This is a genomic window from Paenibacillus sp. FSL K6-2862, from assembly GCF_038005125.1.
GTDB classification, from domain to species: Bacteria; Bacillota; Bacilli; order Paenibacillales; family Paenibacillaceae; genus Paenibacillus; species Paenibacillus illinoisensis_A.
The window spans coordinates 460,840-473,336 of record NZ_JBBOSN010000001.1 but is presented as its reverse complement, the minus strand read 5'-3'; the positions used below and the strand labels follow the sequence as shown (position 1 = coordinate 473,336).

The 12,497-nt window shown below is 50.4% G+C and carries 10 protein-coding genes and 2 riboswitches; of the genes, 1 reads left to right on the top strand and 9 read right to left on the bottom strand.

Annotated elements, in window-relative coordinates; genetic code table 11:
• The first annotated feature begins 151 nt into the window (after positions 1–151).
• The gene (locus MHB82_RS02290; RefSeq protein ID WP_341173712.1) at positions 152–1,918 is read left to right on the top strand and encodes an alpha-glycosidase; all 1,767 of its coding nucleotides are present in this window, start codon (positions 152–154) and stop codon (positions 1,916–1,918) included.
• A gap of 173 nt (positions 1,919–2,091) precedes the next feature.
• Here MHB82_RS02290 and sdaAA read toward each other — a convergent pair whose 3' ends face one another.
• From sdaAA to MHB82_RS02245, 9 genes are all read right to left on the bottom strand, one after another.
• On the bottom strand, positions 2,092–3,039 hold the full coding sequence (sdaAA, locus tag MHB82_RS02285) for an L-serine ammonia-lyase, iron-sulfur-dependent, subunit alpha (protein ID WP_341173711.1): 948 nt from the start codon (positions 3,037–3,039) through the stop codon (positions 2,092–2,094).
• Entirely contained in the window at positions 3,029–3,718 is a 690-nt protein-coding gene (gene sdaAB, locus MHB82_RS02280; protein ID WP_341173710.1) for an L-serine ammonia-lyase, iron-sulfur-dependent subunit beta, read from the bottom strand. The genes sdaAA and sdaAB overlap by 11 nt, the downstream gene beginning before the upstream one ends.
• Before the next feature lie 106 nt (positions 3,719–3,824).
• Positions 3,825–3,927: riboswitch (glycine riboswitch) on the bottom strand.
• Between the two features lie 4 nt (positions 3,928–3,931).
• Positions 3,932–4,057: riboswitch (glycine riboswitch) on the bottom strand.
• Positions 4,058–4,250: 193 nt separating this feature from the next.
• Positions 4,251–5,528, bottom strand: coding sequence for an MFS transporter (locus tag MHB82_RS02275; RefSeq protein ID WP_341173709.1), 1,278 nt, complete (start codon positions 5,526–5,528; stop codon positions 4,251–4,253).
• 217 nt (positions 5,529–5,745) lie between these two features.
• The gene (locus tag MHB82_RS02270) at positions 5,746–7,266 is read right to left on the bottom strand and encodes a PH domain-containing protein (protein WP_341173708.1); all 1,521 of its coding nucleotides are present in this window, start codon (positions 7,264–7,266) and stop codon (positions 5,746–5,748) included.
• Entirely contained in the window at positions 7,259–7,753 is a 495-nt protein-coding gene (locus MHB82_RS02265; protein ID WP_341173707.1) for a PH domain-containing protein, read from the bottom strand. The genes MHB82_RS02270 and MHB82_RS02265 overlap by 8 nt, the downstream gene beginning before the upstream one ends.
• 31 nt (positions 7,754–7,784) lie before the next feature.
• On the bottom strand, positions 7,785–8,873 hold the full coding sequence (locus MHB82_RS02260; RefSeq protein WP_341173706.1) for a LolA family protein: 1,089 nt from the start codon (positions 8,871–8,873) through the stop codon (positions 7,785–7,787).
• 36 nt (positions 8,874–8,909) lie between these two features.
• Positions 8,910–10,373, bottom strand: a complete 1,464-nt coding sequence (locus MHB82_RS02255) for a sensor histidine kinase (RefSeq protein ID WP_341173705.1) — start codon at positions 10,371–10,373, stop codon at positions 8,910–8,912.
• Complete coding sequence (locus MHB82_RS02250) at positions 10,370–11,080, bottom strand: response regulator transcription factor (protein ID WP_095361567.1); 711 nt, start codon at positions 11,078–11,080, stop codon at positions 10,370–10,372. Before MHB82_RS02250 ends, MHB82_RS02255 begins: the two co-directional genes overlap by 4 nt.
• A 214-nt stretch (positions 11,081–11,294) precedes the next feature.
• Positions 11,295–12,350, bottom strand: a complete 1,056-nt coding sequence (locus tag MHB82_RS02245) for a phosphotransferase enzyme family protein (RefSeq protein ID WP_341173704.1) — start codon at positions 12,348–12,350, stop codon at positions 11,295–11,297.
• Positions 12,351–12,497: the final 147 nt, after the last annotated feature.

The window sequence follows — 12,497 nt, the reverse complement described above, 5'->3', positions numbered from 1 at the left end:
TTGGAGTAAGCTGTATGTATGAACGAAGCACCATCTAAAGGGACTACTCCGTTACTTTCATTAGTATTATACCTTAATCTTCAGCTACAGAAATGCCATGCCTGATGTCCATGAAGTACATATGAAGTGAATAGACGGGAGGAATTTGAACATGCTGCTGGAAGCCATCTATCATCAACCCAAACGGAACTGGGCATATGCCTACGATAAAGATACTGTTCGCCTGCGCCTGCGTGCCAAAAAGAATGATCTCACCGAGGTATACGCCATGACTGGCGACAAATACGCATGGGAAAATACCAAAAAGCAGATCTCTTTAACCAAGTTCACCTCAGATTCCATGTTCGACTACTATGAAGGTGAAATAAAGCCTCCGTACCATCGTCTGAAATATTCCTTTTTGCTCAAAAGCGAAGACGAGCAGATATGGATGTCCGAAACGGGTTTTCAGGAAGACGAACCGGACGATCCGGGGCAGATGTTTCAGTTCCCCTATATCCACCAGGGTGCAGTCTTTACGCCGCCTGAGTGGGTCAAGGATGCGATTTTCTATCAGATCTTCCCCGAGCGATTTGCCAACGGCAATCCGGAACTGAATCCGGAGAATGTTGAACCATGGGGCGGCGAGCCTACACCATCCAACTTCTTTGGAGGTGACCTCCAGGGTGTGATGGATCATCTGGACTACCTCAGTGAGCTAGGCATTAATGCCATTTATTTCACCCCCATCTTCGAAGCAACCACCAATCATAAATATGATACCGAGGACTATCTCCGGGTAGATCGGCATTTCGGTGATGCAGACACCGTGAAACGTTTGGTCAAGCTGTGTCATGAACGCGGTATCCGAGTGCTTCTCGATGCAGTGTTCAATCATTCCGGGAAGACGTTTGCCCCATTTGTGGACGTACAGGAGAACGGGGAGAAGTCCAAATACAAGGATTGGTTCCATGTTCATGAATTCCCGCTGGATGTGAAGGATGGCATACCTACGTATGAGACCTTTGGATTCGAACCTCACATGCCGAAGCTGAACACGGAAAATCCGGAGGTGAAGGACTACCTGCTGAAGGTAGCCGAGTATTGGATCAAGGAAGTGGGTATGGACGGCTGGCGGCTGGACGTTGCGGACGAAGTGGATGATGCATTCTGGCGCGATTTCCGCCGGGTGGTCAAGGCTGCGAATCCAGAGGCGTATATTCTCGGAGAAATCTGGAATGAATCCTCGGCATGGCTGCAAGGTGATCAGTTCGACGCTTCCATGAACTATCCGTTTACCGATGCCGTGAATGGTTTCTTTGTCAAAAATAAAATGAATGCCGAGACGTTCGCGAATTCCATCGGACGGCAGCTGTCACGTTATCCACTGCAAGCCAGCGAAGTAGCGTTCAACCTGCTGGATAGCCATGATACGCCAAGGCTGCTGACGCTGTGTGAAGGTGATCAGCGCAAGATGAAACTGGCAGCATTGTTCCAGTTCACTTATCTGGGCACGCCGTGCATATATTACGGAGACGAGATCGGGCTGGATGGCGACCATGATCCGGGCTGCCGGAAATGCATGGAGTGGGACGAGGCGAAGCAGGACCGTGAATTGTTCACCTTTTATCAGCAGCTTATCGCCCTTCGCCATACCCATCCCGCTCTGCGTGCAGAAGGTCATGTTCGATTCCTGCAAGCTCGTCCTGAAGGAAGCCAGCTGATTCTCGAACGGCAGAGTGAAGATGAACGCATTCTCGTTCTGTTCAATCGTTCGGAGGAAACGGCGATCATTGAATTCGAGGCGGGTGCGGAAGAATGGACCGAATTGTTGGACGGTAACCACCGCACGGCCAGGGACGGCGATGTTCTCGCTGTTGAACTGCCAGCATACGGTTATGCCGTGTTAAGTACGGATATCAGTCAGGATAAACGGTAAATATTTATTCCTCATTCTTGTAGATTACATGAGCTTTCTCCTGTAAAGCCCGGAGTTAGGCTGAGGCTCTTGCTCTTCAAATAAAAAAAAGGCGTCCTGCATGACCTGTAAAGGCCAGCGGACGCTTTTCTCTGTTTTTCTCCCGTCATAGATCCTAACCTATCAGATTCGTTCTATGCCTGCTCTTTCGAATTACCCTTCGTGTTCTGTGGTTCGGACTCAGCTTCAGGTTCCGCACGCTTCGCTTTGGGTTTCGCCAGCTTCTCCATCATTTTCCGGCCTGTTGGCGTCTGGGCTAACCCGCCCTGCGCTGTCTCGCGGTGCCTGCTCGGCATCGCACTTCCCACTTCCAGCATGACGTCGATGACTTCATCCGATGGAATGGCACTTCTTACCCCGGCCAGCGCCATATCGGCTGCAGCCAGTGCCGTTACCGCACCCAGTCCGTTGCGGACGATGCATGGAATTTCAACAAGCCCTGCGACCGGATCGCAGATGAGGCCCAGTGTATTTTTTAACGCGAGACCTACGGCATGAACGACCTGCTCCGGCGTCCCTCCGCGCAGCTCCACCATTGCACCGGCAGCCATGCCGATCGCCGAACCGACTTCTGCCTGACAGCCACCCTCTGCACCTGAAATAAACGAGTTATTGGCAATGACATATCCAATTGCACCTGCACAGAATAAGCCGTTCACCAGATGCTCATCACTCCATCCGAATCGCTCCTGGGAGCTGATGAATACACCAGGGATAATTCCGCAAGAACCTGCTGTAGGTGTTGCCACAATCCGGCCCATCGATGCGTTGACTTCAGATACACACAAGGCATAGGCCATTGCCAGTGCGGAAGCGTCACCCGAGCAGGTTTCGCCCTGGCGAATATATTCGGCCATCTTTTTGCCGTCTCCGCCAGTCAAGCCACTGCGCGAAGTGGTGTCCTCCGTCAGTCCTTTGCGTACAGCCTCTTTCATCACCTGATAATATTCCGACATCTGCCGCACAACGTCCGCTTCCGGCGTATTGGTCTCCTGAACCTGCTCCTCGATCATTAGCCGGGCAATGGTTTTGGATTCAGCCGTACAGATCGTATTCAACTCATGCAAGTGCTTAAACCTCATCCGAATCAACCCCTCTCTTCAAATCAATGACGCGAATATCCAGCACATGATCCAGTGAACGCAAGCGTTCCAACATCTCGCCACTTGGTGCTCCGTCCATTTCCATCGCTGTTAGTGCTTCGCCATCCCGGGCTTTCCGGTCTACCTGCATATAACCGATGTTAACCCCTGAGGAGCTGATCGTAGACGTCACGGAAGCAAGCACCCCTGCCTTGTCCGCATGACGCAGAACGAGTGTGGGGAATTCCCCGCTGATCTGTACCCGGAAATCATTTAACGTATGCACCGACACGCTGCCACCGCCAATCGAAGCACCAACGAGTGAACATTGACGCTCACCGTGCCACAACTCAATTTTGACCGTATTCGGATGTGGAGCAGGCAGTCCGCTCGTGTAGAACTCAACCTCCATGCCCGCTTGTTCAGCATATTCCTCGGCGTCTGGTATCCGCGGATCATCAGTGACATAGTCAAGCAAACCACCAATTAACGCCAGATCCGTACCGTGACCTTGATACGTATCGGCAAATGAGCCGTACAGTGTCAGCCTGGCACGTTCAGGCGTACACCCCAGCCACTGCCGTGCAATTCTTCCCAGTCTCGCTGCCCCAGCTGTATGTGAACTTGAAGGCCCCGTCATCGACGGACCAATAATTGAAAAAACATCTTTAAATCGCATCCTGCACCCCTCCATATCGTCCTATCCATCCAGACATGCACCATAATGTTCCTTCATTACTGAATGATGACATCAAAAAAGGACAGTAGAAGGCCTTAGGCCCTCTCTCTGTCCTCGTTACCTGAGAGTTTCATGATCAGAGGCCGCCCCCATGGGGTACCCTTCTCATCATATACCCCTTGGGTGGCGCATTCGCGCACTCTCCAGAGTTGCGTCCAACGATGGTACATTTACCTGAGAGATTAACCACCTGCGCCGGGTGCGCAGCGGCTTGCTCCTTCGGTGCCTGGCAGCCTACTGAAACCAATGACCTGCCGAGGTCTCTCCCGCTCGTTCTCATCCGCTGTATCGTATATATTCGCTTGAACACATATCAAACGTTGTCCTTATAAGATTGATCATTCATATAACAGATTAATATGCAACACAAGTAATGTCAACAAAAGTAACGCATCATTATCATCTTGGCAAAATTCCTCTACTATTATATGCAGCTTTCCACGGAATCGTTCAGTTTCCAATAGGATATAGACTAGCTATGGAGAGATTTTGAGGAAGAGCTGTGATCCTTATAAACTGACTGTCTTGAAGGAAGCCAGCTCGTAAGCCATAACAGAAGGGCACCCAGCATCAGAACTGCCGAAACGACCGTATATACCGTTCGAAGAGAGATCACTTCGGCAACTACACCCATGACCAAAATCGAAATGACCTGCAATGCACTCAGCATGAGTCCAAGTACGCTGCTCATTCGCCCCATCAAGTCTACCGGTATATTATTCTGATAAAAGGTGACCAGTCCCGTGTTTGCTGGCGCCGAACACAAACCGAGCAAAATAAAGGCGAATGCGGCAAGTTCGAACGAAAACGAACGAGCGAACAGGAAATAACCAAGCGCAACCAAGAGCACGCCCCCGCCCATCATGTGGCGAATGGACAAATGTTTGGCGAACAACCAAACCAGCAGAGAACCCGCCATGTATCCAGCTCCAGTAACACTCATCAACGCACCATACTGTGACTCGGACAGGCTCATGACTTGACGGATAAACACCACTTCCTGTGCATCCAGCGACATGCCAATAACAAGAATAATCTGGAACAAGGCATAGATGCCCACCACATATCCTGCTTGGCGACTGAATAGCATCACGGCTCGCCAATCCTGGGCGATCAGACGAGGGGTTAGCCTTGTCCTACCGCTGCTCTGCTCTCCCGTGCCCAGCCTTGGCAGTAACATCAGGATAAGCGCCGATACTACAAAGGAAGCTGCATTGGCATAGATCGCTGCTGCAGGAGACAGATAAATCAACATGACTCCGGCTATGGCTGGGCCTGTAATAAAAGCACCTGAGCTGATCATTGCCTGCAGGGAATTGAATCGCTTGCGCCGCTCAGCAGGAACCAGTCGGGTGATGTACACCTGCGAAGAAGGTACGAATATGGATGACGACATGCTGACAAGAAACATGATGCCGTACATCATCCATAGACTGGGCATCAGCGGAAGCAATGCCACGAGCACAGCTCTCGCCACATCCGCCCCAATCATCAGCTGCCGCTGGTCGTAGCGGTCAATCAGACTGCCTGACCAGAACTTGGTGCATACCGATGCAATCGGCGAGATAATCCACAAGCCTGCAACTGCCGCCGGGGACTGTGTCATGTTAAGCACCATCAAATTAATGGCCACAATGTAGATAAAATCCCCCAGATTGGATATGCCTACTCCGCCCAGCAGCAAGCCGGCATGTCTCCATCCACCTGACTCGGCGCCCTTCCCTTTCCCCTGATCTCGATCATTGCTCATCCATCATATCCCTCCCGGATTCATTCCTTTAAATCATTCAATGCACTGATTTAAAACCCAATAATTGTATTATCTCCTATTTGATCCTTTTTCGCAGTAAAAAAATGGACAATGCCTGCGTCGATCATCATGTTTCGCAAGGCTTTCCGTACAGAAAAAAAAGACTGCCGTTAATCTGGCAGTCTCAAGTCGTTTTAATCTAAGTTACTTTTCTATATCATTTTTGGGCCAAATCCGAAGCCTGCCGAAACCATTCCTTTACGGCATTTGCCTGGCCATATTCCAGAAATATGGCTTTGAAGCCGCTGCGATTCACCATCAGCCTCGCCCGTACGGATAACAAGGACTTGCTTCGCTGTCTTCGGGTAGCCACAGTATCCACTGTGACCACATGAGGACGGCGCATCAGCGCTGTTCTGCGGGAGATGGCCCGGTGGCGAATGGTTAACAGCTTGCCCTGAATGCTCAGCCCTTCATCCTTGAAGCATCCGTATCCCCAAACGGCACATAAGGGAACAAGCAAAAATAGAAATGCACCCATCGGGCCCAGAAACACCGTCCCCGCCGTTCCCAGCAGGGCTGCACCAAGCAGTTTCCAGCGTAAGAATAACCAGCGAGCTCGGTCCGGGGGTCTGTTAGCGGGTGGCTGCATGACGAATTGCGGTACAATTCGGGCAAGCAGCTCATTGACATCGCGGAGCGGCAGCAGCGGATGAAGCATCATTTTTTTCTCCGTCTCTGAAGTCAAAACAAAAATCTCCACCTCGGCATAACCAAACGGCTGTCGCAGCAGTCCCTCCCTGATCTCCACCGCCTGGACCTTCCCTGGTGAGAACACATGCTTCTTTCGGTCGAGCAATCCGGAAACAATCGTAATATTACCGCCTTCCTGCTCCACCGTGAATCCGGCATACTTAATCGTGAACAGGACAGCTGATAAGATCCAAGCAAGTAGAAACATGACAGGAACCAGTCCGAGCCACCAGATTGCAGGCAGTTGTCCAGCCCGCTCTACCAAGCTGCTGTAGAAGTGCGCAGGGAGCAGGTCATCCGCGAAGGAATAAACCCCTGTACCGAATACAACAACGAGCGGCAGATTCATCGTGGTCAGCGCTCCGGCAAACAGCCTGCCGGCTGACAGCCGCAGCAGAACCTCCCGTTCTGGCTGCATAAGCGGAGGGGATGCCTGGATGTGCCCCTCCTCTTGCTCAGGAGATTCTCCCTCTTCATCTGAATTAAGATCTTCAGTATGTTCTGCTGAGAGAGGTGCTTCCGCTTTCTTCACAGCCTCATTCCGCTTCTGATATAACCACTGCTCTACCCGCTCGGCCTCCGCAACGGCGAGAGCGGGTAATACACCATCGGCCTCTTTGCTGCCGCCCGGCGTCTCAATCTTGAGCTGTGCCAGCCGGAGCAAACGTTGAATCAGAGGCTGCTGTGTCTGGATGGAGTGAATACGGCTGAAATAGATCGATTTCTCTTCCCGGACAAATATGCCCTGACGCAGCACAATCCGATCATCCTGAAGCGTGTAGCTGAATTTACGCCATTGAAACCACCCATACAGAATCAAAGGAAGCGTAAATAGAACAATGGCAGCCATATAACCATACCAGGGAAACTTGCTCCAGTTCACGCCTTTGATGATGAGTAGAACGAGGATGGGAATGATGGACTTCATTACGCTAAAAAAGGGAAATAACATGTACAGCTTATGTAGATGCTTGGGTTCATTCATCGGGATCTTCCACCTTCGCCAGATGTCCGATACTGCGCTTCAATTGCTCTGCTTCCTCTCTTTCCAGTCCAGCGATATGGAGTGTGGCTGCGGCAGTAACGATGCTGACCTTGGCAAGTCCATACTTTCGCAGCAGCGGACCGCTCTCCAGTTCCACCTGCTGTACACGCGTCATCGGCACAATCGTATCCGTATGCCATAACCAGCCGGAATGGATCTCCACTTCATCCTCAGCCACCCGAAAACTAAAGTGTCGGTGTCGCAATCCGGGCAGAATCCAGGTGTACCAGATCAGTGAAATGATAAAAATCCCTAATCCAATCCAGCCCGGCCACAGCACCCAGTCTCTAACCCATGCGACAATCAGATACCCAATGGCCAAAAGAGCCAACAGCCCATTGACCATAAGGGCCGTCAGGGCTGTAGCTTGTTTGGCTTTGGGGTGGAGACGTCGCAGTTCTTCGTTGTTAAGCTCTGTGTAATTCATCGCGTGACTCACACTCTCCTACCATTCAAAATTAAGGTTGATTGGGAAGCTTCAGATCCTTCGCCCAAGCCTGAAGCTTCTCCTTCGTCCATTCCTCGTTCTCACCCATGATGGAGTAACGCAGCCCATTCTCACTCCATGATATGTTCCGTATGCTCTTCATATACGAACCCTCGGTATCCCGAACCTTCACCTTGGACTCATCCGGCAGCAGTGTATTATCCACATTTTCATCCGGCGCCTTGAATACAGACAGACTCACTTCAACCTTGTCATTGTTGACGTAGTACAAGGTCACTTCATCCCTGCCAAACTCTCCGCTTGATGAATACATTTCCATCCGAGACAGCTCAAGCTCACCGCTCATATCCTGTAAAAAGGGTTGGCCCAACGCTTGTTCGGCTTCTTCCAGACTCACTTCCGAACTCTGGCTCAGATCGTTCAGATCGTTCACTTCCACTTCTTCGGGAATGTCGATTACGAACGTATCCTCCGAAAATTCGGGATCATATTGAATCGGATCATAGATCATTTCTGACTTTTCATCACCATATGTGCTAATGACTTTAACAATCATCCACGTTTTGGGGTCAACCCAATATTCGGAGGAGATGGATAAGGTGCCATTCTCTTTCGGCATCAGCTTGATGTGAATGACTTCCTGTCCGTGAAGCTCTTCCTGTCCCATCATATCCACATCATGGGAATCCCGCAACCGTTCCAGCTGATCTACCAGCATCTGCTTCTGAGTCTGTTCAGGCTGTTGTCCCATAGCAGATACGCTCATCGAATACGCCGTGCCTGTCTCTTTTTCGTAAATAGTAATGTCCGTTCCGTTATTGACCGCGTAGCTGATATTGCCATTCTCCTCTGTTTCGGTGCGCTTTCGCCCTGTCTCTCCGTCGACCCATTCCTTAATGTGCATGGTGTGACTCAATTTGTCATCCGACCACACTTTCATTACTCCTTCGGCATAGTACGAAGCAGGCTTCGTTTCTGCGGTGACGACCTTCTCGATCATCTCATCTCCTGACAGACCAACCAGATCCTTCTCTGCACAGCCTCCGAGCAGTGACCCCGCAAGTAGCGCTGTACCGAGCATCATCCATCCTTTTTTCATCATTATCGTTCATCCTCTCTCGTTCGTTTAAGGGCGTTACATCTCAGGCAATCGACATGCAGCCAGCGTACCGTATCCTTCAGCCGACCACATGCGCATCTCACCTCCATGCTTGATGGCAATCCGTTTGGCTATGCTTAATCCGAGACCCGAGCTGCCCGCATACGCCTTCTCTTCCTGATTCTGATGTTGAACATAGGGTTCGAAAATACGATCCAGCTGTTCTTTGGGAATAGCAGTCCCTTCATTTTGCACCAGAATCAATGTTGATCCCGTTCTGTACTGATTCAGCTCCAGCGCAAGTGTTGGAATAACCCATTCCGGCAGCGGCTGATCTGAAGCAATCACCCCCAGACCCATCAAACCGTTCTTGCTTGTATGACGCAGTGCATTGTTGATCAAATTATCTGTCAGACGCATCAGCTGTTCGGGATGAAGCCGGTAAAGGCGGTCTGTGCGGACAACCGTTCTAAGATCAATCTGTCCACGCTCGGCGAGTCCCCCGTAACTTCCAAGCAGCATATCGAAGAACTCTTCTCCTTCCACCTCGACCATGGTCATCTCCAATTCACTGGAACCCAGCGCCGTATACATTTCAAGTTCACCAATCATGTGTTTCATCCGTTCCACATTACCAAACAACACATCCCGGTAGTCCCGTTTCTCTGACGGTTCCAGCGGAGTTTCAACACTGAGTGCCTCCGCGTAGGCACTGATGGACATTAATGGTGTCTTCAGATCATGAGACAGCGAAGCGACCATGAGCTCTTTCTCTTTTTGCTCCTTCTCCACCTCGGCCTGAGTCTGCCTGACTTTCTCCTGCATCGCATCAAATTGCTCCAGCAGCGTACCCATTTCATCCCGACGTGCCGGTACGCCATCCATAGGAATCTCTCCCCGCGCAAATGCATGCATTCGGCCCATCAGTTGTCTCATCGGACGGAAGAGCTTTCTGGATAGCAGCCAGAGCACGGTGCCGTATAACAGGATAAAGAAAACACCAGCGAACCCAACAACCCAGGTTGTCCGAACCGAGATGCCTTCCAGCCACTCTCCGCGAAGCATGGTAATCTCGTAGATGCCAATCAATTCGCCCTTTTCCCAAACCGGCTTTTTCAGCGTAAACGTGCGATGGCGAATCTGCATGTCGTACAGATCTCGATATAGTTCCGAACCCCTGACCGTATAAGCTCCGGCAGCCCAGGTATCCCCGCCGGATGTATACACCCGGATCCCTGAAGGCAAATAGAGGTCAACGTTCACTTGATCATTAACCAGCCCGGAGAGCGAAGCATAGGCATCCGAAGATTGCAGACGGTACAGTTCCGGATCGGATAGCCTCTTTTCGATGGGAGCCAGCCGTCCGGTTAACTCTACATATTCCGCTACAGAGCGCTGGTCGTTATAGTAGTTATATAGGGAGAATAGTGCCCAACCCGCAGCGACAGGAAGCAGCATCACAATAAGAAAAGCAACCATCAACCAATACTTCAGCTTCATTCCGTTACATCTCCTATAAATCGGTATCCGCTGCCCCATACGGTCTGAATCCAGCGTGGTTGATGAGGCTCATCGCCCAGCTTGGCCCGCAGGCTCTTTACATGCACGGTAACCGTACCTGAACTTCCTGCTGCCGGCTGGTTCCACACATGTTCATACAGCTCCGCTTTGGTGAATGCACGGCCCGGATGAGAGGCGAGCAGCGTGAGCAAAGCCCACTCCTTGCCCGTCAGTACGACATCTTCCCCGTGAAGCTGCACCTGTTGATTCAATGGGTTGATCGACAAGCCGTCGTTGTACGCTTGATGGGTCGGTTCCGGCTTGATGCCCTGATATCTGCGATATCTGCTCAGGTGGGATTCAATGCGGGCTGTAAGCTCCGCCAGGCTGAACGGCTTGGTAATATAATCGTCAGCGCCCAGACCAAGACCTCTCACCTTGCTCTCCTCTTCGATGCGTGCACTCATCATGAGCAGCGGAACGTCGCTGATCAGCCGGATATTTTTACATACTGTGAACCCGTCCATCTCCGGCAGCATCAGGTCGAGCAAGACCAGCTGATATGTCCCTTTTCTGAAATCTTCCCAGCTCTCCAGACCGCTCGAAGCCCATGTCACCCCATATCCCTCACGCCGAAGATGGTCCATCAAAATGCGGGCAATTTCCGGATCATCCTCCACCAGCAATATGTTCACGTTGTCTCTCATCGCTGCTTCATCCTCCCATAACTGTATTGTAGCGAAATACATCTTTCTCTCCGCAGAGTTTATACTTTCTTCATAAATGATTTCTTGAGATAAGAAGCAAAAAGTACGCAAAAAGAGCCCCCTGAGTTCAGGACGCCCCAAATACATTGGTTGACGCATGTGGTCGTGATGTCGTGATGTCGTAATGTCTTCATTACTGTATGAAATAACGATCTTATAATTCATAGAAGATACTGCGGTTCTCGACGTAAGGTCTGCAATATTTGCTGCAGAGCTTCGGCATCCGTTCCTTCATCCATGCATGCCTGGACTCATTGGCCATCTGGAAGGAAAAATAACCCAACGTAAATATCAACATGAACCCTTCCATCAGCCTGATCTCTTGTTCGGTGAGTGGAGCTGTTTGTTTGGTATAACCCGACAGGAAGATATCCCGTTCTTTCCCGTTGAAGATCAAGGCTGCACCTGCAGCATCAAAAAGATAATAGCCATAACCATATAAGCAGAAGTCGATCATAGAGATCCCCTGTTCCGTCACCAGCAGATTCCCCCGGGTGATGTCACCATGAATCACTCCCCATGTTTTTGGGCCAATAGGATAGGTTTCCAGATGGTTGTTGATATTCCTGAATGTCTCATGTATCAAGGCGAAGTCTTCAGGTGTAAATATGCCCAATCTGACGCCTTCCTCAAGCTGCCCAAGCATGTTCAGATTTTCCTCGATACTTCCATATGATGGACGAACCTCAGTTTGGCCTGTCCAGCCATCCTTCGCTTCTGGTCCGGTGTCGGTTGTATCAGACGTATCCTTCATACGACCATAGTGGTGAAGTGTCTGCATCTGTATCCCCAAGGTATGAATCTGCTCTCTTGTCAGCTGCTCCCCTTGCTGAATGTCCCTGCCTTCAATCCATTCCAGCATGGTGCAGCAGATTTCCTCCCCGTTTTCCAGGAAGCAGACGGTAACCCAATCCCCCGACGAATTACGAACAGGGTTCTGCACGCGTAATCCGGTAGATGATTTTAATTCATGAAGGAGACTCATCTCCGCTTCCAGTGCCGGACGTGTATGTTGAATACCGGTCATGCTTGCATAAGCAGCTTTATGTATACGCAGCAGATACTTCTGTCCGCTTGCTTCGTCGATTATATGATATGTCAGGTTCTCATTGTGACGGATAAAGGAGGCCGAGGGCTTCCTTAAGGGATAGCGTGTTATCGCATCCGCTACCAAGTTGTCCAGGAATCGTTCGTGGTCTGTTGTTATCATCAACATCTCCTTCAGAATTCTAGATATTTCAACTCGTCATCTCTACCTTCAGAAATATGGAAATCTCTACTCATCTTGTAACTCTGGTTATCGTAGCATGATTGTTTTTATTATGGCAAACCCTACCATTACTATAATATAAAAAGC